Raw genomic sequence first — 25,902 nt, 5'->3', positions numbered from 1 at the left:
CGCCCTGAACGATGAAGTATAAACAGATAAACAACAACTCGATCAACCAGGTGATGTTGATCATCATCATTATTTTAATATCCATTTTGGTTTTTAAAAACCTGATGTATTACCTTCCCGGTTTCTTAGGAGCGATCACGCTTTACATACTCTTTCGCACGCCCTATTTTAAGTTAACCGAGCATTACCGTTGGAAAAAGTCACTTGCCAGTGCACTTTTCATCTTGCTATCCATCATTTTTATCATCCTCCCTATTTGGGCTATTATCGATTATCTGGTGCCACAGGTCAACCATTTCTTCAGCAACCAACAACAGATTGTCGAGAAATTCAACACACTGAAAACATTTATGAGTGATAAGCCATTCCTGAAAGACATTGACATGTCGGATACAGCACTCTTGAATTTTTTACAGCGGCTGACCCGCTATGTCCCGAATATACTAAACTCGGTCGCTGAGGTTGGTGTGAACATTGTTGTTACCCTTTTTGTGCTCTACTTTATGCAGGTAAATGCGAAAAAAATGGAATCTACCCTCTACCGCTCTATTCCTTTTAGTAAAGAGAGCAAAAGGGATATTTGGAACGAGGTTAACGTGATGGTCCGTTCTAACGCCATCGGCATTCCCATCTTGGGCTTTTGCCAAGGCTTGGTAGCCATGCTGGGCTACTGGATATTCGGCATCGATAATTTCGTGCTGTTGGGACTTCTGACCGGTATATCATCGATTGTACCTATCTTGGGCACAATGACCATCTATGTCCCGATCTGTGCCATTACGTTAGCCGGCGGGGAGACCGCCAACGCTATCGGACTATCCATTTACTGTTTCATCTTAGTCGGTGGTATAGATAATGTACTGCGCTTTACCATTTTGAAAACCATTGGCGATGTACCGCCAATGATCACGGTTTTCGGGGTATTGCTGGGTTTAAATCTATTTGGTATGCTGGGCTTGATTTTCGGGCCGCTTATTCTCTCTTCAATAGGCTTATTGATGAAAGTTTACAGCCACGAATATGGTAAAGGTATCGTTCGCGAGCCTTTGCCTTTGCAGCTGCCACCTCCGGAGTCCAGCGCAGCAGATAAAACACAGGAAGGTTCTTAAAAGCTACATACGCAAGAAACGGATTTTTTTGTCGCACAAAAATGAGGACATTTGAATATGGAAAAGCAACAGGATCTCATAAACTTCGAACGTATCGCCAAGGCCATTGCATTTTTGCAGGACAACTTTAAGGCGCAACCTTCGCTAGCGGAGATCGCGGCACATGTGCATATGAGCCCCGATCATTTTCAACGTCTCTTTCAGGAATGGGCAGGCACAAGTCCAAAAAAATTTCTACAATACACCAGCATACAGCATGCAAAACAACTGCTGGCTGGACAGCAAAAGAACCTTTTCCATGCTTCATTTGAAACAGGGCTGTCTAGCACCAGCCGCCTGCACGATCTTTTTATACAAATCGAGGGCATGACGCCCGCAGAATACAAACAAGGTGGTCGACAACTCACCATCCGCTATGCTTATCATGCTTCTCGCTTCGGCAATGTGCTTATCGCTTCGACCGACAAGGGAGTTTGTTACGTGGCCTTCGAAGACGAAGCAAACGGCGTGTGCGAAACACTTTTCAACAGCTATCCAAATGCAACATTCGTATTGGAAAATAGTCCATATCAAAAGGCAGTATTAGCATTTTTCAATCGCGACTGGTCGAATCTACAAGCCGTGAAACTACATCTTCGAGGGACGCCTTTTCAATTACATGTATGGGCGGCGCTCTTAAAAATTCCCGCCGGCCAGCTGGCGAGCTACCGCCAAGTGGCCGAAGAAATTGGAAATCCCTCCGCATCTCGGGCCGTCGGCACAGCTATCGGCAGCAACCCTATCGCTTATTTGATTCCCTGCCACCGGGTGATACAAACTTCAGGATTATTGGGCGGTTACCGTTGGGGACTGCATCGTAAGACTGCGATTATTGCTTGGGAAAGCGCACTAAAAACCGCACAACAATGATGACACTATTTGACGACTCCGCCGCGCCCCAAAGAAATCTGCTACCACAAGATGGTATGGTACAGTATTATGGAGCGGTATTTAAACATGATGAAGCCAACCTTTATTACCAGCAGCTGCTTGAGCAACTCGCTTGGGAGCACGATCAGGCAGTTATATTTGGCAAGCATATCAGCACTAAACGTAAGGTAGCTTGGTATGGCGATCAGACATTTGAATATACCTATTCTGGAATATTGAAAAGAGCATTGCCTTGGGTGGCTCCGCTGCAAAGTATCAAACAGCAAATCGAAGAACTTTGCGGCGCACGGTTCAATTCATGCTTATGCAACCTCTACCACGATGGATCGGAAGGAATGGCCTGGCATAGCGACGGCGAAAAAGATCTTAAGAAACATGGCGCCATTGCGTCAGTGACCTTCGGTGCCCAACGCAAATTTGGATTTAAACATAAATTGAATAAGAAGACCGTATATGTGGAACTCGAGCATGGTAGTTTGCTGATCATGCGGGATCAAACGCAGGATCATTGGCTGCACCGATTACCTCCTACGACAAAAGTCACTACTCCTCGCATCAACCTTACCTTCAGAACGATTGAGGGAAGCGAATCATCAAGGTAGTGTCACAACGCTATGCTTTTGTTGTTTAATAATCATCTTCGATAGGTGTCGCAGTAGATGCTGAAAAAGCTGAATACCTTTTTCGTAAATTGTTACTATATATCGATGTAATATGAAACAACTAGAAAATAAAGTAGCTATAGTCACTGGAGGTGTCTCTGGCATTGGGAAAGCGATTGTCGAGGCCTTTGTAAAAGCCGGTGCTAAAGTGGTCGTTTCCGACTTAAATGAAAAGTTGGGTCATGAGTTGGTGAATGCCGATAAAGATGGTCGCATCCTCTTTGTAAAAGCAGATTCATCATCTCCCGAGGATAACAAGAAAATTGTGGACGTCGCCATAGAAAATTTTGGAGCTCTGCACATCGCCGTCAACAACGCGGGTATTGGCGGTCCTGCAGCTACCGTCGGCGATTATGCCTTGGATGCTTGGAACAAAGTCATCGATATCAACTTAAATGGTGTTTTCTATGGTATGCATTACCAACTTCCAGAAATCGAAAAAGTGGGCGGATCCATTATTAATATGGCTTCCATTTTAGGTAGCGTTGGCTTTGCCCAATCATCAGCCTATGTAGCGGCAAAACATGGCGTTGTAGGTTTAACGAAATCTGCCGCTTGGGAATATGGCACACGTGGTGTGCGCATCAATGCCGTCGGTCCGGGCTTTATCGCAACGCCGCTGATTGATGACCATTTGGATCAAGCGACACAAAAATATTTGGCCGAGCAGCATGCTATGCAGCGCTTGGGAAAACCCGAAGAGGTAGCTGCCTTAACCCTATGGCTAGCCTCCGACGAGGCGAGTTTCGTGACCGGAAGTTACTATCCGGTAGATGGTGGGTATTTGGCGAAATAACGCCAACACTATTTGAAAAAGTAAAGAGCAATCAAACTCATGATTGCTCTTTACTTTTTTCTGCGGTCAGCACTTCCGCCACAACAAAGGTGCTTCCTCCAACAAAAATGAAATCGCCGGTGCGGAAATTGTCTTTCGCAGCCCGTAAAGCCTCCTCCACAGTAACAAAATCCTCCCCCTTCAGCTTCCAAGAAGTAGCTGCTTCACGCAATTCTTTGGCAGGCAATGCGCGTGGCATGTCTGGGCTACAGAAGTAATATTTTGCTTCTGCAGGCAGAAGCGGTAGCATATGGCTCAAATCTTTATCGCGCATAGCACCAATCACCATATGTAATTGCTTATATGTGGTCTGCTTTAGGTTCTGCACTACTTCACGGATACCGTCCTCATTATGCCCGGTGTCGCAAATGATATAAGGATCAGTCGACAGCGTTTGCCATCGTCCTTGAAGCCCTGTTTGCCTTTGCACTTCCAACAAGCCTGCACGGATATACTCCTCTTTCACAACCCATCCCTTCTTCTGTAGGGATGCAACTGCAGTCAATACGCCTAACAGATTTTTTTGCTGGTACGAGCCCGCAAGCGCCATCTCCCAAACCTGCCGAACGCCAGTTTGCTTGTTGAGCACTTCCACCTGCAGCCCCGACTCCTTACGATCGGCAGCCAAGACCTGTAAATCAGCAGTCGCAAATTTCAATGGAGCGCCTACCTTTTGCGCATATTCCTCAAATACATGAGCCACCCGTTCATCCCTCTCGGAGACAACCACGGGAATATCTTTCTTTATAATACCTGCCTTCTCGCCAGCAATCTCCTGTAAGGTATCGCCCAAAAGATTCATATGATCCATCCCAATATTCGTGATGACAGCTAGCTCCGGTAGAATAATGTTTGTGCTATCCAATCGACCTCCAAGTCCTACTTCGATAATGGCAATATCTACTTGCTCCCGCGCGAAGTAATCAAATGCCATAGCTACCGTTACCTCGAAAAACGAAGGCGATATTTCTGTGATTGTTGGCAAATGTTGATTGACAAACGCGAGTACCTCCGCTTCTGAAATCATCTGTCCGTTGACACGTATACGTTCTCGGAAATCGACCAAGTGGGGTGAGGTGTATAAGCCCGTTTTGTATCCTGCCGAAGCAAAAATCGACGCCAGCATATGGGAGGTAGAGCCCTTCCCATTGGTACCTGCAACATGAACAGACTTAAATTTTTGATGGGGATTATCCAGCGCTGCACAGAAACGAAGGGTGTTGTTTACATCTTTCTTGATGGCGCTAGCTCCATCACGTGTAAACATGGGTAATCGAGCATAAAGATACTCGATTACCTCATCATATGTCTTCATCATGAAAAGTTATCTTAACTTGAAATTGAATACAATAACACCCGTTTGAGAATCGGGAGCGTTGGGTAGTTGGTTAAGACGAGCCCCCATCACAGCGCGTTCACACTTCTCCAACAAGCTACGGTTGGAAATCGTTGTACCTCGTACACCAGCGCGCGCATAGGTTACTACGCCACTTTTATTCACTTTAAATTCTACGGCTACACGTCCGGCCTGCTGTCCATCATCCTGAATTCTAGGTGGCACTTCAAAACGGCGGTTAGCGATGGTCAACATCATATTTCCATCTCCCGAACCACCTTCTCCATAGTTGCTCGCCAATGGATCGCCAAGATTGCTACCTTGGTTGCCCGCCGTAGTTCCTGTACCATCACCTGTTCCGGTGGCGTTGTTCTTTTTGCCTTTATACAGCGCATTCGGATTAACAGCTGGCTTCGCATCCTTCTTTTCAGCTGTCGCCACATCAGCATTCGGTTTGACTGGCTTTTCGTTTTTTGGTACTGCAGGTGCGTCCTCGACATCTTGCGTAGCCACTACTTTATCCGCTACCTGCTGCGACGGTGTAGGTACCGGTGTAGAAACAGGATCAATTTTATCGGGCTTCACATTATTCGCATTCTCATCCATGGAAGGTTCATCAACGCTCATGTAGTCGTCGCCCATTCCTTCTTCCGAGGTTCCATAATTCACCACAATACCACCCATACCATAGCGTGGTACATCACCTCCAAAAACCACGAAAAACGCAATCAACACCAATATCCCCATCACTGCCGTTGATAAGCCCAAGGCTTTCGGCAGATTATTTTCCTCTTGCGATTGGTAATACATCTTCTTTCAAATTAAAAAGTCAAAATTAAAAAGTCAAACAGCGATAGTCTAATAGATATGCTATCTCGCCGTATCACCTGTCGTTGTATCGCAATACCTACGACCTGATACACCATCCTTCTTTAATCTTTCTTCGGCTCCGTCGCCAGCACCAATTTTACTCTATTCTTGTTTGCAACATCCATCACAGAGATCACATTTTGAATAGGCACCGAACTATCGGCATACAACATGATCGTCAATTCCTCGCCGTTAACAATTTGGCTTTGAATCAATGGTTCCAATTGGTCCAAGCTAACCGTTTGTTTGTCCACGTGATAGTTTAAATCTGCCGTAATAGACACCGTCATCGTTTTCTTAGCAACTGACTGCTCGCCGGCGCTCGATTTAGGCAACAACAATTTCACGACTTGCGGATTTGCCACCGCAGACGCCAACAGGAAAAACAACATCAAGAAAAACATGATATCGTTCAATGCCGCTGTGTGTACCTCCGCTGTAGGCTTATGTCTTCTATTTCTTAAGTTCATCGTTTAAACTGAAAAGTCAAAAATAACGTCAACTGCTAACGCTATACTAAACACCAGGCTCGTCCAATAGATCGATAAATTCTACCGAATCGGTCTCCATGCGTAAAATAACGCGCTCCACCATCATGTTCAATACATGGTAACCAATATAGGCCAAAATACCAACGGTAAGTCCACTTGCAGAAGCAATCATCTTCACATACAAACCTCCAGACACCGATCCGATATCGATACCACCTGCTACTTCCACATCACGAAAAATTTGGATTACCCCAAAGATAGTTCCAACGAAACCAAGCATCGGCGCAATACCAGCAACGATACCTAAGATATTGATGTTCTTCTCTAATTTAGATACTTCCAGCTTACCAGCGTTTTCTATCGCTCCTTCTATATCTTTTATCGGGCGTCCTACGCGCGAAAGACCTTTCTGCAGCATACGCGCCAAAGCAGAATTGCTGGAGCGACAAACCGCAATAGCCGCATCTAAACGACCAGACATAACATTGCTCTTGATCTGCGACATTAAACCCGAGTCGGTTTTCGATGCCTTTCGGATGGTGATGTATCGTTCAAAAAAGATAACCAAGGCTAAAAACAACAGGAAAATAATTGGAATCATAATCCAACCTCCCTTCATCAACAGTTGGATAAGATTTAAGTTCTCATCCGCTGTTGCCAACTGTACCGCTTGCTGTTGAACCGAGTTCACAGAATCCATCGCTGTTAAATTCTCTTGCATTAATGACATAGTCTTTCTTGTGTATTTTTTATTATTAGGTTTATTTTATCAATTTATCTTATCCGGCCAAGCGTCCTTCTCTATATTTTTTCGGACATATTGTAGGGCAGTTTCCATTTCCTCCTTCGTGGCATAGGTATCCCAAATTACTTTTTTATTGTTTTTGACCATTTTGCTAGGCACAGCACGAACGCTGGTATACCCTTTCTTCCGCATCGCTACGGCATGCTCGTTAGCCTTAGCCATGGTCGGATGAATCCCAATCACGATCTGCCATTGATCAGGAACTTCTGCCGGGACGTCGGGTGTTTCTGTCGCGGCAATCTCGGTCTGCGAGGTATCCACCAAACTTTCTGCAAGGGAATCTGCATTATTCAAGCTATCCACAGGACTGAAAGCGTCGAGCGTATCTGGCTCTGTTGCTTGCGGTTCCACCACCACCACCGGATTGGCTATACGCCCGGCACGCTTATTAAAGTAATAAAGTGCAGCAATGGTACCCAAGGCCAATAACGCAATCAAAATATACCATAGGGTATTGCTTCGCGTATTCTTGGCTCCCATGCTGTTATTTTCAAAAAATGGTTCCAAAATTTCCGCCGATACCGGTTGTTGCTCTACAGGAGCCACTGGTGTAGGTATCTCTGTTTTTTCGGACGAAGAAACGGGGGTTGTCTCCGCAGCTGTATCAACCGCAGGTACACTGCTCGTTGGCGGCAATGTCGCAGCGATAGGTTCATAGTGGAATCCCGAAAGATCCAAAGCTTTAAACACATATCCTTCACCGTAACTAACCAAATAACCTAAATCATCCAGCTTCGCCTGTCCTTCTTCCCTAATTTCCTTAAGTAAGGCCCCCACTACGGTGGCGATCTGTGCTTCAGCATCCTTGGTATCGATGGCATCCAACTGGGCAATATATTGGATGAAATCGTAGCCGCGATTACTCGTTTGGTCGAAATCTATATAACTGATCGGGGGAAGATAGACATTCCGCTTTTCATCATACGTCGCTGGCGTATGGTTCCGCTTAAAGGCGCCCAACCCCTTGATATAAACCTCAGGTTGTCTTTTTAACAGATTATTTACGTTCTTTCCTAAATTCATCCTATGTTATACTAAACTGCAAAGTTATGATCTTCTTCGCTTAAAACGAAAAATTTAAACCGCCCAGTACGTTAAAACCTAATTTCGGGTAATACAAGTATGTTTGATATTCTGCATTGAAAATATTATTGGCTTTCACGAACAATCCCAATTGCTTGGTCGCTTTGTATTCCGCACCTGCACTTAGATCAAAGAATGACGGCACCTCTCTGCGTTCGTAGGGAATTGAGGTAATCACAGCTCCTGTGCTAGCGTCATAGTCATATGCTCTCGCATAAGATAGCCCATGGAACAAAGCTTCCGCGTCGATATACAATTTCTCTGATATATTAAATCGGGCATTGGCATTCAACCGCATTTTCGGCGTGTGCCACACCTCATCTTGCTGCGCCGCGGTATACTGATCGATGTTCAAGCGACCACCGAGGTTAACCAACTTCGACAGGCGTACGTTGATTTCACCCTCCAAACCCACATGTCGAACAGACTTATCGCCATTACCATCATACACCGCATCAAACTGGAATGGTGTTTCCATATTATTGACAAAAAGAGGGAGACCTTCTAGTTGGCGATAAATGGCTTTCACCTTATAACCAAAGGTAGCTCCTGCATTACCTTTGATACCACCGAAGAAATTCAGGCGCTCCACCATATTCTGTATACCCAGATTAGGGCCAATAAATGGGTTCTGACGAGCAAAGTCACGGTAAGAAGCCTTCTTGACACCTCCGTTTACCCCACCAAAAATATGGAAATATTCCGGCGCCAAAGCGAAGTCGATTTCGGCAGCAGGGAAGATATTGAAACTGGTACTATCCCCAAACTCAGGAACAAAATTAGCGCCCAAGGTGATGGCATAGTTATCACCCTTAAAGCGGATATAAGGATTCAACGTAGCCAAGGAGTTGTTCGTCTGCCCTGCTACACCGCTATTGGGTGTTCCATCTACGTTATTCACATCTACGCTTAGATTTGCACCAATGTTAAAGGCACGTACACGCTTATTGAAGTAGGCCGAAACGGCAAATGAGGTTTCTTTGGCATCGAAGCGGTCGCTAAAAGAATAGGCATCGAGCTTTGCGGAATAACTAAACGCATCTTCGTTCTGTGGATCGTAATTGCTGGTAAGCTCGCCAGTAAAGTAAATGTCATTGAAAACCTGCTTCTCTGGTGTAGGGTTTAACGTCGTAACGCCATCGTTACCTAGCGGGATACCGTAAAAATTCGTCCCAAAGCGGTTGTAACCCAAGGTACCATCCACAGTGAACATAGGCAGGATGCGCCGTCCGAAAACGCCCACCTCTTGTCTGGAGAAACGCTGCCCCTCAAGGCTTCCTTTTTGGCTCAGGTGCTTCACAAAACCACCCACGCGCATATCTTCATATTCATCGTAGGAAAAATAGCCTTCACCTAAAATTGTGTTGAAGTTTCCCAGCCCAAATTTCACATAGTTACTCCGCTGATCCTGCGCTTGGGAAAACGGCGTTTCCTGCACGTCCAATTCCTTCAATCCGGTATTGATATCCAACTTCTTATCGGCTATATTCCCGTAGGAAAGCTTGGGCATATAGCTCCGTTTGTTGGTCATATCAGGACTGCGGCGTATCTTAACCGCGTCCGCAAGAATAGGTTTATAGTCACGTACGACATCAAAAGAATCGATAGTTACCGGCTTCTGAGGATCCGTTTGTGCATATCCCCCAACACTTAAACCAAGCAAAAACGCTACAGCTGCGTAATTCTTAAATACTGTTTTATGCAATTTCATCATGCTATCCTATTCTTGTTATTTCAATTTTCCTAAACGAGCGTTAGCCTCTTTTAGCACATCATCTTTATCGTTATCGTAATTCTCGATCACACTTTCCAACGTCGATTTCGCTTGGAATTTATCGCCTTTACCCAAATAAGCGTCAGCCATCATGATAAAACCTTTGGCCACCCAATAGTCGTACGAAGAAAACGAATTGGAAATATCGAAGGCGGATTCGATCGCCTTATCATACTGCTTTGCCTTCAACTGTTGTTCACCAACCCGGTAACGCGCTTCTGCACCGGTTACGGTTTTACTTTTTAGAGCCGCCAAATTAAATTCCTTCAGCGCATCAGCGGCTTTGTTTGTTGCGGCATAGGCCTTACCCGCATACAGATGCGCCAAGGCTATATCCTCTTCAGACGATTTTTCATAGTTCTTCACCAACTTGGCGTAATTCAGCGTTTCCACGTAATCGCCGATGTTGAAGAAACTCATCAACAGGTTATTGATAGCAAAGCCATAATTGGATTTGTACTCCGAGGTAAGCTCTAATTTGCGCAATACCTGTACAGCTTCATTATAGGCCTTATTACGCAAGTGCAGTTTCGCTACACTGATCAGGGTTTGCTCGGTGTAGGCGCTCGTCCAGTCGTTCATGATAATATTAAAATCATGAATGGCTTCTTTATCCTTGTGCAGCTGCGCATAACTCTCGCCGCGGATAAAGCGCGCATGCTTCTCCTGTATCGGTTTTGGAAACTTATCGAAGTAGGCGTTGATGGCCTCCACCGCGCCTTGGTAATTGCCACGATCGAAAAGTGTCTTTGCCACGCCGAAGGTGTGCGCATCTTGTTGTGCCGTACTTAAATCACCGATATTCGTACTTGTCGCGTAACGGATATATCCTGTTGCATCACCTTTATCTAAATAAATATTCTCAATGGATAATAAAGCCTGCTTTGCTTCGTCTGTTGTGGCATATTGATCGACCACACGTTGAAAGGTCGCTAGTGCGGCATCGTTATCGTCTTTGTTATATTGCACCAAGCCGATTGTTACCAACGCACGTGGAACGTAACTACTTCGTGGATATTGCTCGACCATAGCCTGTAATCCGGATATTGCCGTATTGTAATCGCCCATCAGGAAATACGTGTAAGGCACTTCGAAAGCTACGTCATCCGCATAGTTGGATTTTGGAAATTGTTGCACCACGGAATTGAGCGTGGCTATCTTACCGTTATTGTCTCCTTGCAACCCTTGGATAATACCACGTTGAAACAGAGCGTAATCTTGGCTAGGCGCCTTTGCACTGATCAAACGGTTGTAGTACTCCAAGGCACGTCCATAATTCTTCATCCCAAAATAGGAATCTGCTAAACGGGCAACAGCATCATTACGTGTATTGATTTCTATACCATCCTTACCACCCGTTGCCAAAAAGCGCTCAAAGTAATTGGCGGCCGTATTGTAGCGATCGTTACGGAACGCAGCGTAGGCCAACGCATAATTGGCATAACTATATACATCCGTTTTCCGCGCCGCAGGTAGCTGTAAGAACTTGTTAAAGTTCGTCACCGACTCACCATACTTGCGAACTTCATACATGGCCTCCGCCTTCCAGTAGGTGGACAGCGCATAGATCTCCTCATCGTAGCGGTTCGCTTCCGAGCGCATAAACATTGAAATGGCATTTTCAAAGGCCCTTTCGTTGTAAAACTCTAACCCGCGGTAATAGGTCACTTTTTGGTAGGCCGCATTTGCTTCGCGCCCACGTTTACCGATTCCTTCCAAGATATCAACCGCAGCACGGTAGTTCTTGGTACTCAAGAGCACCTCTGCCAATAGTGTTTTGGCTTCTTCGAGACGTGTCGAGCGGGGATAGGTCTCTAGGTATTCTTGGGTAGCTTCCAAGGCTACTTGATGGAACTCCAACTCGTAAGATAGTTTTGCGTAATTGAACAAACCCTCTTCTTTCAACTGTGCATCAAAATCCAATTTGGAGGCTCTAAAAAAAGCATTTCTCGCGCTCTGCTTATTACCGGTTTTTAAAAAAGAATCTCCCAGTGTGATCATCGCACTTTGGTAATATGCATCAGGCTCGCTAAGTTTTTCCAATTCCTTTATCGCCTTCTCATAATCACCAAGTTTGTAGGCTATATACCCAATTTGGTAGCTATCCTGATTGTTTTGTGTTTTCCCTTGATCTTGAGCCTGGAATTTATCGTAGTAGTTTTTTGATTTCTGCAGGTCGCCCTTGATAAAGTATGTGGCGGCTACAATTCGGAATATTTCCGTTTCGTGCTCCTGCTTCGTACGCTCCAATATAGGTAGCGCATAGCTCAACACATCGTCGTAGCGTTTATCTAAGAAATAAAGCGCTGTGATATAATAGGGATAACTGTTCTCGTAGGTTTTCGAACCATCCAACCTTTCGAATTCGTTAAGCGCCGTTTTATATTCGGCGTCCAAATAAGACAGGTAAGCGTAGTAATAGATAGATGCCTCTTGATATTGACCTTTCTCATCTTTCAACTTTTCAAAAAGCGGCTTAGCGGAAGTGAAATCGTCCGTCATAAATTGGGCATACGCCAACTTAAAACGATACTCCGTATTTTCCGCTCCAGCTAAATTCTTGCTATCAATTTTTTGAAACCATTCGATAGCTTTGGTATAATCTTTCTTAGCATAATAAGACTTACCAATCTGGAAATATGCTGCTTTTGAGTTGGCACTTGCTGGATAATCCTTGATGTACTTTAAAAAGCGAGCTTCGGCATCTGAATCGCCCAACTCCAAGGCACAGATAGCTTGATAAAAGCGAACATTCTCCTTGATCAACGTTAGCTCCTCCGTCTCATCCAACTGTAAGGTAGACTTCGTGCGAATATCCTCTACCCGATCAAACTGCTTGGCGGCCGAGCTGTACTTTCCCCGTTCAAACAACTCCATTCCAGACTTGTACGCATTGTTAATCTGTTGCCAAGCCGTTTGTTGCCCAAACGCTACCGAGCTCATTAAACTCAATGCTACACCTACACCATAAATTTTCTTATTCATACTGATGAATTATTCAACAACTAAATCTTCGCATTACAAAAGTGGCCTACCCTCAAAGGCATACACCTTCAGGATACTAAATTAGAACTAAAGTTCCACGTATTCCTCAAAAGTTCTTAACATCTGTTGGTAACTGCCCTATATAACGTAAATATTACCCAAAAAATATGCCCCACTTTAAAAAGTCGGGCATAAAAATGCTATTGCACTGGCCTGCCGGCGGTTATCCGCGTTGTCCTGCCAGCAGATAAAGTACAGCCATACGAACGGCGACACCATTTTCTACCTGATCAAGAATAATAGAATGTTTACTGTCGGCTACATCCGACGTAATTTCCACTCCTCTGTTGATCGGGCCGGGGTGCATGATGGTGATTTCTTTATCCAACGAGTCCAAGATTTCTTTGTTCAACCCGTACAACATCGAGTATTCGCGCAGTGAAGGGAAATAGGCAATATCTTGACGTTCTAACTGTATCCGCAGCATATTGGCCACATCACACCAGTTTAGCGCTGTACGAAGGTCGTGCTCCACTTTTACCCCCAAAGAACCGATGTACTTTGGAATGAGTGTTGTGGGGCCACAAACCATCACTTCCGCACCTTGCTTTTGCAAACACAAAATATTAGACAATGCTACGCGCGAATGTAGAATATCCCCGATGATGGCCACTTTACGTCCAGCCATGTCGCCATGTCGCTCGCGGATAGAAAAAGAGTCCAATAAAGCCTGCGTGGGATGTTCATGCGCACCGTCTCCAGCGTTCACGATCTGTGCATTTACATGCTTACTTAGAAATACGCCTGCACCAGCATATGGGTGACGCATCACGATCATATCTACCTTCATGGCCAAAATGTTGTTGACCGTATCGATCAAGGTCTCCCCTTTGCTCACCGATGAAGATGATGCGGCAAAGTTCACGATGTCTGCAGAAAGGCGTTTCTCTGCCAGCTCGAACGATAAACGCGTACGCGTGGAATTCTCAAAAAACACATTCGCAATGGTGATATCCCTCAGAGAAGGCACCTTTTTTATTGGTCTATTTAGAACCTCCTTGAAATTGGCCGCTGTATCTAAAATAAGTTGAATATCATTTTCATTCAGGTCTTTTATACCTAAAAGGTGTCTTGTGCTAAGCTGCTCGGTTGTTGTTGACATGTTATGTTAAATTTCTAGCGCTCTGTTTTACTGATAAAAGCTTTCCTTTCGGAACGGGAGATTTGGCCGCAAAGGCTCTGTCGAAACAAAAGCCTTTAAACAGGCTTTTTCTCGGTCACGAGTACAATACTATCATCTGCGTCTACCTCTTCCCAACTAACGATTACTTTTTGCGAATCAATGGAATCCACCTGTATACCAATATAGTCGGGTTGAATGGGAATCTGTCTCGAAAAGCGGCGATCCACCAAAACCAGAAGCTCCATCTTTCCTGATCGACCGAAAGCTTGCATCGCATCCATCGCCGAGCGAATAGTCCGCCCCGTCCAAAGGACATCATCAATAAGGACGACATCTTTATTATCTACGATAAAATCAATGACCGTACTGTTTGCAGCCAACGGACTAGCTCCTTTCATGCGGAAATCATCACGGTAGAAGGTAATATCCAACACACCAAGTTGCACTTGATGTCCGGTGATGTTTGCTATCTCCTTCTGAATGCGCTTAGCTAAATAAGTACCTCGTGGTTGAATTCCGATTAATACGGCATTGGAAAAATCGCCATGATTCTCAATCAACTGTTGACATAGTCTTTTGATTGTGATCTGGAATTTGGCTCCTTCTAATAAAATCGATTGTTTCATTATGGGAATGTTTGGGCAAACTTACGGTATTTTTTTTAAACCTGCTATATGTTTGCCGTAGAATAACAACAATAATTAAGCAGGTTTACGGATCATCATTTGAGACAAGGTCATATAAAACATGGACATCAAGGTGCCTCGAGAATCCGAGAAAGCTAATACTCCCATATAGGAGCCGCCCTTGAATCATGAGTACTGAATTTGTAAATGCGTTTGCTGTCAATTCAGGCAGGATACATCGCAAATAAAAGAGGCAATCAGATTTGATTGCCTCGCGTTAATACTATTGTGTTGCCTGCTCAAAATAATGTTTGTACACATTAAACAACTCATCAGATTGCTTTTTAAGCTCTGGTTGATTAACCTGATCAAGCAACTGCTTGTACCGTTGGATAGAAGCCAATCCAAAACGCATATTTCGATATTCTAAGTTTGATTTAGCCTCCGAAACCGACTCGTAATAAGCCATATTCTCGCGTATGAATTGCAGATTACGTTTGGCAATCTCATTCGCTTTAGCAGTTTCACCAACCTTATACATCACCTCCAGTAGACCGACATAGCTCATCACCTCGGACATCAGGTAGGCTCGCTTCGGCATATTCTCATAAGCGTTCACAACCAGCTTTTTCGCTTTATCCACCTCACCAGCAGCCAACAACTGTTGCGCTGTCTCGCCGTATATCGTACCAACATACATGCTGATGTAACGGTAAGAGTCAGGATCTATATAAGAAGCTTTACCCAAATTGCCCCAAGTAAACTTGTTCATGATGTTATCATAGGTTTGATCGACATTCTCTACCGAGCTCGGATCGCCTTCTTTAAGTCCAAAATCAACTGGCATCAGTCGATATGCAAAGCCTTCACTCACCAAGTAACGGTCAAGACCCATATAGTTTTCCTCAGGCGTTGTAATAGTAAAATAAACGGGACGCTTCCAGTTATTATTAGCCAGAATGGACAACATAGACAATTCCGCACGGCTTACATAGTTCAAACTGTAGTTCCAATGCATAGTATCCACAATGGCCGATTCCCAATCCTTAGGCACAACCTTGTTGGCAATAACAGCCTGTTTATCTACAGCAAGCTGCATCTTCTTTGTTGGCAGCAAATTCACAAACTCACCGCTCTGCAACTGCGCTTTATTCTGTGGATTGTCTGACAACATAACCTTCACCAAGTCCTGTACAGGCACATGTCCGGGGATATTATAATCTTGGTAATAGATCACGTCACGCACACCATCTTTAATCAGTTCAGGATCGATATTGATCGGCAAAGCATCTGCATCGTTCACCTTATCCATCATCTGCTTCATATACCAATCAGCGCTCAGCAAGCTTAAGTTCACCACACGAACATCTGTACGGAAGCCTTCAACTTCCTGCACATACCATAACGGATAGGTATCGTTATCTCCATAACTGAACAAGATCGCATTTGGCGCACAGGATTCTAGGTAGTTTCGTGCCATACCCCTCGCCAAAGTCTTCTCCGAACGATTGTGATCATCGTAGTTCTTAGCGATAAGAATAACAGGACCTGCCAAAATACCGATCACCGCAGCGGTATAGCCCGCAACCTTCGCGTTGGCTTTCCTACCGATGTAATCGGCGATAGCCAATACACCTAGACCAATCCAGATACTGAATGCATAGAAGGATCCTGCGTATGCGTAATCGCGCTCGCGCGGCTGCAAAGGTGTTTGGTTAAGGTAGAGCACGATGGCAATACCCGTAAAGAAGAATAGTAAACCAACCACACCGGCATCGCGCTGCCTTTTGCCAAAATGCCAAAAGGCTCCAAGCAAACCAATGATGAGCGGCAAAAAGAAATACGTATTGCGAGACGGATCTGTCTTTGCTGAAGTAGGCAACTTATCCTGCCCTCCCAGCAATGCATTATCGATTGGCGTAATACCACTTATCCAGTTACCTTCAGTATAAGAGCCATGTCCTTGTTGATCATTTTGTCTTCCGGCAAAATTCCAAAGGAAATAACGCCCATACATCTGACCAATCTGATAACCAAAGAAGAACTTAATATTATCAGCAAATGTCGGAGCCTCATTAGGACCAAGACCTAGATACTCGCGGTAATAGTCCGGATGACCTCCTTTATCGCTGTATATACGTGGAAAAATCGTTTCCTTATCGTAGGTGTAAACCGGATTACGTTTGGCTACCACATACTTGTCACCATCTTTACGGTACACCTTTTTACCTTCTTCCATCCCTGTAGGGCGGGAATCAAAAAAGCGTCCTTTAAACAATGGTTCGTCACCATATTGCTCCCGGTTCAAGTAGCTCAAGAATGAAAAGACGTTATCAGGATCACTGTTATTCAACGTAGGGTTAGCCTTAGCGCGAATCATGATCATAGCGAAAGAACTGTAGCCCAAAAGAATGAACACCGTGCTGATTAATGCAATATTCAACAAAGGTTTTGCCTTCTTTATCGAATAGATAATACCATACACAAGGCCTGCAACAAGCAGCAATGCGAAAAATGCAGCTCCGGTGCCGAAGCCCATGCCCAGTGAGTTCACAAAAAACAAGTCAAAGTAGGCCGCAAATTTTATGGAGAACTGAATCACGCCCCAAAGAATGACCGCTAAGACTACGACACCAATACCTAAAGCTTTCAGAATGCCCGCACTCGTGCTCTCCTTCGTTTTACGGAAGTATATCACCAAGGCTATTGCAGGAATTACCAGTAAGTTCAACAAGTGTACCCCAATAGAAAGTCCCATCACGTAAGCAATAAAGATCAGCCATTTATCGGCATGTGCTTCCTCTGCCCTTGCCTCCCACTTCAGAATACCCCAAAATACGACCGCGGTACACAGCGACGACATTGCATATACTTCGGCTTCCACAGCAGAAAACCAAAAGGTATCCGTAAAAGCATAAGCCAAAGCACCAACAACACCTGAGGCCATTACCAAAAACAACTGTGGCGCATTTAACGCAGCCGTATTGGAATAGCCAACGAATATTTTCCTTGCTAGTGCAGTGATCGTCCAAAAAAGAAAGAGAATGGTTAACCCACTGCACACGGCTGATCCGATGTTCATCCAAAAGGCGATCTTGGATCCATCACCCATTGCTAGATTGGAGAATACATTCTCCAGCATTAAAAACAGGGGTGCCCCTGGCTGGTGGACAATTTGCATCTTGAAAGCAGATGCAATAAACTCACCACAGTCCCACCAGCTCACGGTGCGTTCCACGGTCATCACATAGACAATCGTTGCAATTAATGCACAGATCCAGCCTAGCAGATTGTTAATCTTCTTGTAATTCATTCTATATTGATAAGGTTATCCTATTTTATGGCTCGAAATTAAGGAATACTAAGCGAGTATTAAATATTATTTACACATTTTAACGAAAGTTTTTACAATTGAAACCCTACAGTGCCCGAGCTACCGTAGCCTAACCAAACTTCATCGTAAAAAATATCGCACTGAAAATCAGCTCAGATAGCCGCATTAGCAAAAAAAGTTTTGGAACTAATGAAAACAGCCGTATATTTGCATCGTCAAAACAAAACAACGTTAGTCTTGACAAATGATTGTCCGATAGTATAAGGGTAGTACAAGTGATTTTGGTTCATTTAGTCTTGGTTCGAATCCAGGTCGGACAACAAAAAGGAGAGCATTAAACGCTCTCCTTTTTTCATATCTAAACCTTTCATAATCAACATTCTTCTCATCGTAAAAAGTATTTTGTTTTCACAAACATTTATCTAACTTTGTCCCCCATAACAAAGAAGGGTCTTTGTAAAAATTTTGTCCGATAGTATAAGGGTAGTACAAGTGATTTTGGTTCATTTAGTCTTGGTTCGAATCCAGGTCGGACAACTTACTCGATCATTATTTGGGAGTTAGAGTGAAATATTGAGTTAGTCAACATAAAATCACGCATAATGCCTTTGCAATTTAACACGGTGAAGCTGTTCGCAGGGTCGGGAACAGTGGAGTTAGCAGAAAAAATCTCCAAATCTTATGGCAAACCTCTTGGCGACAAGACCTTGTCCAAATTTAGTGACGGAGAAATTCAACCATTTTACAATGAATCTGTCCGCGGAAGCGACGTTTTCCTTATCCAATCCACCAACCAACCTACCGACAATCTTTTCGAGCTTTTATTGATGATAGACGCCGCTAAAAGGGCTTCTGCACACTACATCACCGCAGTAGTTCCTTACTTTGGCTTTGCCCGTCAAGATCGTAAAGACAAACCGCGTGTTGCTATTGGAGCCAAGTTGATGGCCAACCTAATTACTGCTGCCGGCGCGCACCGTATCATGACCATGGATTTACATGCTGCACAGATACAGGGATTTTTCGATATTCCGATGGATCACTTGGATGGTTCCATCATCTTCGTCCCCTACATCAAGTCATTGAATCTAACGAACTTAACGATCGCATCTCCAGATATGGGCGGTTCTTACCGCGCGCGCACCTTCGCCAAGTTCTTCAATGCCGAGGTTATTATCTGTGACAAACGTCGTAAACGTGCCAACGAAATCGAATCCATGTCTATCATAGGTGAGGTAAAAGGCCAAGACGTCGTATTGATCGATGACATCTGTGATACTGCAGGTACCTTATCAAAAGCCGCAGCTTTGATCATGGAGAATGGAGCAAACTCCGTTCGTGCCGTATGTACGCATGCTGTATTGTCTGGAAAAGCCTATGACACCATCGAAAATTCCGTCTTAACGGAGATGATCGTATCCGACACCATCCAATTGGATAACGAGAAGGCTAAAAAATGTGGCAAAATTAAAGTATTGTCCACGGCAGATCTTTTTGCAAGTGCTATTAAAAATGTAAACGAACACGGTTCAATTTCCGATTTGTTCGATATCAAATAAGCTTAACCAACGGCCTCGGCTATCGTATAAGGGCGGATAAATCACTATCCGTCCTTATTTTTTTTGCTAATGTTTTATATATAAAAAAATTAGCGTAATTTTGCACCTCAAATTAATATAAAAACAATGAAATCAATTGCTATTAGCGGCTCTGTAAGACAGGGCGTAGGGAAAAGAGATTCGAAAGAGTTGCGTTATGAAGGACAAGTTCCTGCAGTTCTTTACGGTGGTAAAGAACAAACTCACCTTTCGGTATCCGCAGCTGATTTAAAACCGGTTCTTTATACTCCTGATGTAGTATTCGTAGAATTGGATTTAGATGGCAAAAAAACAAGAGCTATCGTTCAAGATGCGCAATTCCACCCATTGACTGACTTGGTTACGCACATCGACTTCCTAGAGTTATTTGACGATAAAGAAGTTTCCGTAAACATTCCAATCAAATTGACAGGTACTTCTCCAGGTGTTAAAATGGGGGGTAAATTGGTACAAAAACTACGTACGCTTCGTGTAAAAGCTTTGCCAAACAACCTGCCTCAAGAGATCGAGGTTCCTATGGAATCTTTGGAAGTTGGTAAATCAGTACGTGTAAGACAAATTGCGTTGCAAGATGCTAAAGTATTGAACAACTCTGACGATACTATCGTTTCTGTAATCATGTCTCGTGCTTTACGTCAAGCAGAGCAAGAAGCAGCGAAAGCAGCAAAAGGCGGTAAAAAATAATTTCGACCTCCATGGTTATGTAAAAGGCATCGAGCAATCGATGCCTTTTTTCTTTTGCTAGTGACACAGTAAAGCAGGACGAGATGCCGATAAGAATATTTGCTATTCGCGATCTACTGTGCGTTATCTAACATCTATTTTCTATTTTTGCAGGCATGAACTATTTAATCGTTGGTTTAGGCAATATTGGTAAGGAGTATGAGGATACACGCCACAATATTGGTTTTATGGTGGTCGATGAAGCTGCCAAACAGGCCGGTGCTACGTGGTCACTTTTAAAGCTGGCCTATTACACCGACTTTAAGCAACGCGGCAAAAATGTATACATGATCAAGCCGACGACCTTTATGAACCTGAGCGGAAAAGCAATGAACTATTGGATGCAACAACTGAAAGTTCCTTTAGAAAATGTATTAGTCGTCGTTGATGACCTCGCTATACCCTTTGGATCGCTCCGGATAAAACCTAAAGGATCTGCTGCGGGGCACAATGGACTTCGCTCCATTGAGGCGACCTGCGGTGGACAAAACTATCCCCGCCTGCGCTTTGGCATTGGAGACAACTATCCTAAGGGCAGACAGGTAGACTACGTTTTAGGACCTTTCGATAAGGAAGAGCAAAAAGATCTCCCCGGACTGATAGACCACTCGGTGAAAATGATACAAAGCTTTGTAAACATCGGCATTGAACTGACGATGACGAACCTTAATAGCAAGTAAAAACGAATACCGTCTGATGCGGGACATCGACGGTATTTCATCTCACTATATTACTAACTAAACAACTCTTTTTTGGCGTATTTTAGGCATACGAGAGCCTACTTGCGATCGATCTAGGGGAATCCATTATCAAGATAGATCGAAACACAAGGACAACTAACGGCCACATGGACCCGCTCTTTTTTATTTGGTTTTTATTTCGACTCGGCGACCAGACTTATCCCGTTCGCCTTTTACCTCCGTCGTTTTGATAGCGGTCTTTGGCACCGCATTAAATTCATTTTTAGAAACAGGCTTGCCATCGATAAAAAAGACATCGTCATCGGTATATACAGTATCCGCTTTTTTAATAGCTACACCCTTCACCTTGGTGGTTACCAAGATCACGCCATTCGTCGCCTTTTCACCATATAAAGCTTTAGCACTGGCATCTTTTAATATCGAGATACTTTCTATATCATTGGGATTAATACCATGAATACTTTGGTCAGCCTTCTCAAGCCCATCGACAATGACCAAAGGTTGCTTTCCATCAGCATTTACCCCTCTCAAGGTTAAATTAACCGTGTCTAGTTTGAACCCTTTCGCATACCCTTTAACAACAACATCTTGATTTTTACCATGTCTAACGGTATCTGCTTTACTACCCTTTAAATTAACGACCGCGGGAACATCCGACTTCTTGGTAAAAATTTTTACAACGCCATTTTTACCCTCTTCGCCGAAAGCAGCAGCAGAAGCACCATCTCGCAACACTTCTATCGAACCAATACTATTAGGATCCATGGTATTTAGATCATAGCCCAAAACCTGCTTCACACCGTCCACTAAAATAAGTGGTGCTTTCATCGTCCCGTCAGAACCGCGAAAAATGACCGTTTTTGTAGTTGTTTTAGTCGTATCCGAAAAGACAGAGACGCCCGTAACTTTCCCAGCAATTTCAGAGAAATCTTCCGAATCTGCTTTAAATTCAACAATCTTCAACGTATCCAGCCGTTTCTCATCCGTCACTTTTACGGTATCGGTTAACGTGGAACCGTCATTATGCAATACCTGCCCCAGCTCGGAAACATCCGTCTCCTTGGCAATGTTAACCACCTCAATAATGTGGTCATCCGCTTTTGTCACCGTAAATGCACCTGCCGAGAAGATAATGATCGGTAGCAGGAAAGCATAATTGCTCAATTGGAGCTTCGATGATCGTTTTTTGTTCATCATCATAATGCGCTTTTTTAAAAGTTTAAAATTAAATTGATTGCTAATAGCTACCGAAGCACCCTGCTTCGATACATGCAACAATGAATACTGATAGGTCTGCCGGTCGACACCCTTATTAAGCACCTGTTGATCAGTCAGGAACTCTAAATTTTGACGTACAGCTCTGCGCATAAGCCATACAAAGGGGTTATACCAACAAACGATCAGTAGGATTTCGAAACATAAGATATCCAAGCTGTGAAGGCCTTTCACATGAATATCTTCATGTTCAAAAATATCGCGGAGCTCCAACTCTTGATGCTGCTCCTTATTTACATAGATTTTGTTCAGAAACGAGAACGGAACGATGGGGAATAATACGTTCCGGTAGAGGTAGTTCTTCCATGCTGTTTCAACAGAATGGAAGTGTATACGCAGCAAGCTAAAGAGCTGTATACAAAGCCGTACAGCAAACCAAAGTAGCCCAAGGGAAATGATCCCATACAGCAAGTTTTCTAAGGTGTAGATGCCCTGCTGCTTCTCTGCTAACGAAAGATCTGGCATAAATGCAATCAACTCGCCCACCGGCTCGATATGTTGTTGAAAAAGCGATCGAATATCCAAAAAAGGATAAATCAGGGCAAATAATACCCCCGACAAAAAATACCCTCTATTTAACTGATAAAAGGTTAGGTTTTTCAACAACAGGATATAGCCTAAATATACAATAGCAAGCAATATGTTAACCTGTAGAATGTAAGCGAGTATAGACTGCATAACCTTATGATTTATTGTTCTTGATCATGTCCATTATCTCTTCTAGCTCCCGCGAAGAGAGTTTCTCTTCCTTCACAAAAAAAGAAACCATTTCTTTATAGGAGTTCCGGAAGTAATCGCCTACAAAGCCATTCATGAACTTGCCCTTATATTCCTCTTCCGATATAACCGGCTCATAGCGCTTTGCGTTCGCATATTTTACCGCACGCACATAACCCTTCTTCTCCAAGTTCTTTATCGTTGAAGCCAATGTAGTGTAGGGCGGCTTCTCCCCTTTTAAATTGTCCAAAACTTCTTTCACAAAACCACCATTCAATTGCCAGATGGACAACATTGCTTCTTCTTCTTGTATCGTTAACTTTTCCATAATCAAAATACTAACTCATCACAATATTACGAAAATTTCGTAATAACCAAAAATAATCGTAGCTTTTTTTCGTCGATCCTTTATGAAAGATCCGAACTCATGAACATGCTAAAATCAGCTGGAAAAGTAGTCACAGCTAGCAAGCCCATGTTCAAACAGCTAAAAGTGATTCCTGTGTAAAACACGAGCAGTTATAACGACCGAAAAAGAGGACAGTTCCAGAATAAAAAAGCCTAAAATGACGTGTTTGTGTCATTTTAATTTCAGCGCGTAAGCGAATTTATCACTGATTTTTATACATTTGTAAGAAACTAGATTATTAAATATGTCGGATAAAGCAACAATAAATTTAGACGGTGCATCCTACGAGTTGCCAGTTATTATTGGTACTGAAAACGAAAAAGCTGTTGATATCTCGAAACTTAGAGACCAGTCGGGATATATCACTCTAGACCCAGGCTTCAAAAATACGGGCGCTACAAAAAGCGCTATTACTTTTTTGGATGGTGAAGAAGGAGTGTTACGCTACCGTGGGTATCCTATCGAACAATTAGCTGAAAAGTCAACCTTCATCGAAGTCGCCTATTTATTGATCTACGGAGAGCTCCCTAGCAAAGCGGTACTGGAACAGTTCCGCGCGGATATTAGAAAACAGATGTTGATCCACGAAGATATGAAAAACTTCTTCACCGGTTTTCCATCGAAATCTCACCCTATGGGGCAGTTGTCTTGTTTGGTGGGTGCCTTATCCGCATTCTACCCAGAGTCATTGAATCCTAATCCAACAGATGAAGAGGAAGACAAAACGATCATCAATTTATTGGCAAAAATGCCAACCATCGTTTCTTGGATTCAGAAGAAATCATTAGGCCAACCGGTCGTTTATCCTAAAAACAATTTAGGTTACATCGAGAACTTCTTACACATGATCTTTGGCGAGGTAACGGGCGAAACAACTTTCGATCCTGTTGTTATCAGCGCTATGCACAAGCTGCTTATCTTACATGCCGACCATGAGCAAAACTGTTCAACATCGACAGTACGTATCGTCGGATCATCGAATGCGAATCTTTATGCATCTATTTCAGCAGGGATCAACGCACTTTGGGGGCCATTGCATGGTGGCGCCAACCAAGCGGTAATTGAGATGCTTGAAGCTATCAAAAACGATGGTGGTGATGCGGAGAAATATCTTGCTAAAGCAAAAGATAAAAATGATCCTTTCCGTTTAATGGGTTTTGGGCACCGCGTTTACAAGAATTTTGATCCACGCGCTAAGATCATCAAAAAAGCATGTGACGATATTCTAGAGAAGCTTGGTGTTAATGATCCTGTATTGGATATCGCCAAACGTTTAGAAGAAGCGGCGTTGAACGACCAGTACTTTATCGATCGTAAGCTTTACCCGAACGTAGACTTCTATTCCGGCATCATCTACCGCGCTTTAGGTTTCGAGTCTGATATGTTTACGGTTTTATTTGCTTTGGGTCGTCTTCCAGGTTGGATCGCACAATGGAAAGAAATGCGTGACAATAAAGAGCCTATCGGCCGTCCACGCCAAGTGTACACCGGTGCTACAACCCGCGAATATGTAGACATCAACAATCGTTAGTAGCGATTAAAAACATAAAAAAGCTCAGACCGAAGTCGATCTGAGCTTTTTTTATGTCCAATAAAGAACACTACTTCCTCTTCCAACGCATCACGACGATATCACCCATAATCATGGTTAGCACATCTTCTTGCACATCTACGTGATTGACCTTTTCCAAATTTTTGAAAAACACCTGCTCACCGTTCCCTGGACAACCCATTTTTGTAGACATCAATGGTCCAAAATGAATATCATTACCGTCTAGCGAAAACGTACCCGAAAAATTATTACAACTGCTATTACCGTTCACCTTCTTGGTTGATGTATCGAAATTGATAGTTGGTTTCCGATCAGCATAAAGTGATTCAAAAGAGACGCCGGGCTCCATGACATAATCCAGTTCCCATGTGCCTGCCATTCCCGCACTTTGATCTTTCAACGCCACAAATTTAGCTAACGCCGCTCCTTTACCTTTTGACAGCGTAAGGCTTCCCTCTGCAATACGGTAGCTATCAACCTGTTCAAAGAGCTGTTTCAAACCATTCTCTATACTCATATCATCGCAGTACATCATGGTCGACATACCTTTTCCGAACTTGATCCCGTTATTTTCACTCAATTCGTACTCGCCGCCCACACCGTTGCATCCACCTGTGGATCCATAGCGATTTCCTTCCTCTGAAAATTCCAAATAAGGCATCTTTCCGTTTACTGTTGCTGGCACAGGTTTACCATTTAACTCAACCAGTTGCCAACGAGGACCGATCAGCCCTGATTCTGCAGAAGACACCTTAACTCCCGACCTACGCGCCGCGCAACCAGCCACCGACACCAAAACTACCATTGCAGCAAAAACAACTACGTTTGAAAATCTCATATCTATTATCTATGTTAATTATTATACAAAACATAAAACGAAAGGTTTGCAAAGATCGCGACAAAT

The 25,902-nt window shown here is 43.6% G+C and carries 21 protein-coding genes; 8 read left to right on the top strand and 13 right to left on the bottom strand.

Annotation, left to right across the window (positions count from 1 at the left end):
• Positions 1-11 precede the first annotated feature (11 nt).
• From SCB77_RS15795 to SCB77_RS15780, 4 genes are all read left to right on the top strand, one after another.
• Complete coding sequence (locus tag SCB77_RS15795; protein WP_320182961.1) at positions 12-1,109, top strand: AI-2E family transporter; 1,098 nt, start codon at positions 12-14, stop codon at positions 1,107-1,109.
• A 57-nt stretch (positions 1,110-1,166) separates the two neighbouring features.
• Positions 1,167-2,018: a methylated-DNA--[protein]-cysteine S-methyltransferase gene (locus tag SCB77_RS15790; RefSeq protein ID WP_320182960.1), complete on the top strand. Its 852-nt coding sequence runs from the start codon at positions 1,167-1,169 to the stop codon at positions 2,016-2,018.
• Positions 2,015-2,641, top strand: coding sequence for an alpha-ketoglutarate-dependent dioxygenase AlkB family protein (locus SCB77_RS15785; RefSeq protein WP_320182959.1), 627 nt, complete (start codon positions 2,015-2,017; stop codon positions 2,639-2,641). Before SCB77_RS15790 ends, SCB77_RS15785 begins: the two co-directional genes overlap by 4 nt.
• Positions 2,642-2,753: 112 nt before the next feature.
• A complete protein-coding gene (locus tag SCB77_RS15780) occupies positions 2,754-3,497 on the top strand; it encodes an SDR family NAD(P)-dependent oxidoreductase (protein ID WP_320182958.1) in 744 nt (247 codons plus the stop codon).
• 37 nt (positions 3,498-3,534) lie between these two features.
• Here SCB77_RS15780 and SCB77_RS15775 read toward each other — a convergent pair whose 3' ends face one another.
• The 10 genes from SCB77_RS15775 to SCB77_RS15730 form a co-directional block, all read right to left on the bottom strand.
• Complete coding sequence (locus SCB77_RS15775) at positions 3,535-4,854, bottom strand: bifunctional folylpolyglutamate synthase/dihydrofolate synthase (RefSeq protein WP_320182957.1); 1,320 nt, start codon at positions 4,852-4,854, stop codon at positions 3,535-3,537.
• A gap of 6 nt (positions 4,855-4,860) precedes the next feature.
• On the bottom strand, positions 4,861-5,682 hold the full coding sequence (locus SCB77_RS15770; RefSeq protein ID WP_320182956.1) for an energy transducer TonB: 822 nt from the start codon (positions 5,680-5,682) through the stop codon (positions 4,861-4,863).
• A gap of 122 nt (positions 5,683-5,804) precedes the next feature.
• Entirely contained in the window at positions 5,805-6,212 is a 408-nt protein-coding gene (locus tag SCB77_RS15765) for an ExbD/TolR family protein (RefSeq protein WP_320182955.1), read from the bottom strand.
• A 46-nt stretch (positions 6,213-6,258) separates the two neighbouring features.
• Complete coding sequence (locus SCB77_RS15760; protein ID WP_320182954.1) at positions 6,259-6,963, bottom strand: MotA/TolQ/ExbB proton channel family protein; 705 nt, start codon at positions 6,961-6,963, stop codon at positions 6,259-6,261.
• Positions 6,964-7,002: 39 nt separating this feature from the next.
• Positions 7,003-8,061: an HU domain-containing protein gene (locus tag SCB77_RS15755; RefSeq protein WP_320182953.1), complete on the bottom strand. Its 1,059-nt coding sequence runs from the start codon at positions 8,059-8,061 to the stop codon at positions 7,003-7,005.
• Positions 8,062-8,101: 40 nt separating this feature from the next.
• Positions 8,102-9,835: a porin family protein gene (locus tag SCB77_RS15750; RefSeq protein WP_320182952.1), complete on the bottom strand. Its 1,734-nt coding sequence runs from the start codon at positions 9,833-9,835 to the stop codon at positions 8,102-8,104.
• Between the two features lie 15 nt (positions 9,836-9,850).
• The gene (locus SCB77_RS15745; RefSeq protein WP_320182951.1) at positions 9,851-12,880 is read right to left on the bottom strand and encodes a tetratricopeptide repeat protein; all 3,030 of its coding nucleotides are present in this window, start codon (positions 12,878-12,880) and stop codon (positions 9,851-9,853) included.
• A 223-nt stretch (positions 12,881-13,103) separates the two neighbouring features.
• The gene (locus SCB77_RS15740; protein WP_320182950.1) at positions 13,104-14,042 is read right to left on the bottom strand and encodes an aspartate carbamoyltransferase catalytic subunit; all 939 of its coding nucleotides are present in this window, start codon (positions 14,040-14,042) and stop codon (positions 13,104-13,106) included.
• A 95-nt stretch (positions 14,043-14,137) separates the two neighbouring features.
• Positions 14,138-14,689, bottom strand: coding sequence for a bifunctional pyr operon transcriptional regulator/uracil phosphoribosyltransferase PyrR (gene pyrR, locus SCB77_RS15735; RefSeq protein ID WP_320182949.1), 552 nt, complete (start codon positions 14,687-14,689; stop codon positions 14,138-14,140).
• A gap of 283 nt (positions 14,690-14,972) precedes the next feature.
• Entirely contained in the window at positions 14,973-18,002 is a 3,030-nt protein-coding gene (locus tag SCB77_RS15730; protein ID WP_320182948.1) for a DUF2723 domain-containing protein, read from the bottom strand.
• A gap of 623 nt (positions 18,003-18,625) precedes the next feature.
• On the opposite strand from SCB77_RS15730, the gene SCB77_RS15725 reads away from it, so the two are divergent.
• The 3 genes from SCB77_RS15725 (at position 18,626) to pth (ending at position 21,024) form a co-directional block, all read left to right on the top strand.
• A complete protein-coding gene (locus SCB77_RS15725) occupies positions 18,626-19,582 on the top strand; it encodes a ribose-phosphate pyrophosphokinase (RefSeq protein WP_320182947.1) in 957 nt (318 codons plus the stop codon).
• 126 nt (positions 19,583-19,708) lie between these two features.
• Positions 19,709-20,305: a 50S ribosomal protein L25/general stress protein Ctc gene (locus tag SCB77_RS15720; protein WP_320182946.1), complete on the top strand. Its 597-nt coding sequence runs from the start codon at positions 19,709-19,711 to the stop codon at positions 20,303-20,305.
• Positions 20,306-20,460: 155 nt separating this feature from the next.
• Entirely contained in the window at positions 20,461-21,024 is a 564-nt protein-coding gene (gene pth, locus SCB77_RS15715; RefSeq protein WP_320182945.1) for an aminoacyl-tRNA hydrolase, read from the top strand.
• Between the two features lie 183 nt (positions 21,025-21,207).
• On the opposite strand, the gene SCB77_RS15710 is transcribed toward pth, so the two are convergent.
• Both SCB77_RS15710 and SCB77_RS15705 read right to left on the bottom strand, forming a co-directional pair.
• Entirely contained in the window at positions 21,208-22,998 is a 1,791-nt protein-coding gene (locus tag SCB77_RS15710; RefSeq protein WP_320182944.1) for a TonB-dependent receptor plug domain-containing protein, read from the bottom strand.
• Positions 22,999-23,002: 4 nt separating this feature from the next.
• Positions 23,003-23,365: a BlaI/MecI/CopY family transcriptional regulator gene (locus tag SCB77_RS15705; RefSeq protein WP_320182943.1), complete on the bottom strand. Its 363-nt coding sequence runs from the start codon at positions 23,363-23,365 to the stop codon at positions 23,003-23,005.
• A gap of 325 nt (positions 23,366-23,690) precedes the next feature.
• On the opposite strand from SCB77_RS15705, the gene SCB77_RS15700 reads away from it, so the two are divergent.
• A complete protein-coding gene (locus tag SCB77_RS15700) occupies positions 23,691-24,977 on the top strand; it encodes a citrate synthase (RefSeq protein WP_320182942.1) in 1,287 nt (428 codons plus the stop codon).
• A gap of 70 nt (positions 24,978-25,047) precedes the next feature.
• Here the strand turns inward: SCB77_RS15700 and SCB77_RS15695 are convergent, their stop codons facing one another.
• Complete coding sequence (locus SCB77_RS15695; RefSeq protein WP_320182941.1) at positions 25,048-25,836, bottom strand: META domain-containing protein; 789 nt, start codon at positions 25,834-25,836, stop codon at positions 25,048-25,050.
• Positions 25,837-25,902: the final 66 nt, after the last annotated feature.

It is taken from the genome of Sphingobacterium bambusae, assembly GCF_033955345.1.
GTDB classification, from domain to species: Bacteria; Bacteroidota; Bacteroidia; order Sphingobacteriales; family Sphingobacteriaceae; genus Sphingobacterium; species Sphingobacterium bambusae.
Note: the sequence above shows the minus strand (reverse complement) of the source record. Positions and strands in the feature narration are given on the sequence as shown.

Bases quoted from the DNA above. Each gene is read 5' to 3' on its own strand.
- SCB77_RS15695 (WP_320182941.1), bottom strand. From the start codon at position 25,836: ATGAGATTTTCAAACGTAGTTGTTTTTGCTGCAATGGTAGTTTTGGTG.
- SCB77_RS15705 (WP_320182943.1), bottom strand. From the start codon at position 23,365: ATGGAAAAGTTAACGATACAAGAAGAAGAAGCAATGTTGTCCATCTGG.
- SCB77_RS15785 (WP_320182959.1), top strand. From the start codon at position 2,015: ATGATGACACTATTTGACGACTCCGCCGCGCCCCAAAGAAATCTGCTA.
- SCB77_RS15745 (WP_320182951.1), bottom strand. From the start codon at position 12,880: ATGAATAAGAAAATTTATGGTGTAGGTGTAGCATTGAGTTTAATGAGC.
- SCB77_RS15790 (WP_320182960.1), top strand. From the start codon at position 1,167: ATGGAAAAGCAACAGGATCTCATAAACTTCGAACGTATCGCCAAGGCC.
- SCB77_RS15760 (WP_320182954.1), bottom strand. From the start codon at position 6,963: ATGTCATTAATGCAAGAGAATTTAACAGCGATGGATTCTGTGAACTCG.
- SCB77_RS15780 (WP_320182958.1), top strand. From the start codon at position 2,754: ATGAAACAACTAGAAAATAAAGTAGCTATAGTCACTGGAGGTGTCTCT.
- SCB77_RS15750 (WP_320182952.1), bottom strand. From the start codon at position 9,835: ATGATGAAATTGCATAAAACAGTATTTAAGAATTACGCAGCTGTAGCG.
- pyrR (WP_320182949.1), bottom strand. From the start codon at position 14,689: ATGAAACAATCGATTTTATTAGAAGGAGCCAAATTCCAGATCACAATC.
- SCB77_RS15755 (WP_320182953.1), bottom strand. From the start codon at position 8,061: ATGAATTTAGGAAAGAACGTAAATAATCTGTTAAAAAGACAACCTGAG.
- SCB77_RS15700 (WP_320182942.1), top strand. From the start codon at position 23,691: ATGTCGGATAAAGCAACAATAAATTTAGACGGTGCATCCTACGAGTTG.
- SCB77_RS15770 (WP_320182956.1), bottom strand. From the start codon at position 5,682: ATGTATTACCAATCGCAAGAGGAAAATAATCTGCCGAAAGCCTTGGGC.
- SCB77_RS15795 (WP_320182961.1), top strand. From the start codon at position 12: ATGAAGTATAAACAGATAAACAACAACTCGATCAACCAGGTGATGTTG.
- SCB77_RS15765 (WP_320182955.1), bottom strand. From the start codon at position 6,212: ATGAACTTAAGAAATAGAAGACATAAGCCTACAGCGGAGGTACACACA.
- pth (WP_320182945.1), top strand. From the start codon at position 20,461: ATGAACTATTTAATCGTTGGTTTAGGCAATATTGGTAAGGAGTATGAG.
- SCB77_RS15730 (WP_320182948.1), bottom strand. From the start codon at position 18,002: ATGAATTACAAGAAGATTAACAATCTGCTAGGCTGGATCTGTGCATTA.
- SCB77_RS15775 (WP_320182957.1), bottom strand. From the start codon at position 4,854: ATGATGAAGACATATGATGAGGTAATCGAGTATCTTTATGCTCGATTA.
- SCB77_RS15720 (WP_320182946.1), top strand. From the start codon at position 19,709: ATGAAATCAATTGCTATTAGCGGCTCTGTAAGACAGGGCGTAGGGAAA.
- SCB77_RS15725 (WP_320182947.1), top strand. From the start codon at position 18,626: ATGCCTTTGCAATTTAACACGGTGAAGCTGTTCGCAGGGTCGGGAACA.
- SCB77_RS15740 (WP_320182950.1), bottom strand. From the start codon at position 14,042: ATGTCAACAACAACCGAGCAGCTTAGCACAAGACACCTTTTAGGTATA.
- SCB77_RS15710 (WP_320182944.1), bottom strand. From the start codon at position 22,998: ATGCAGTCTATACTCGCTTACATTCTACAGGTTAACATATTGCTTGCT.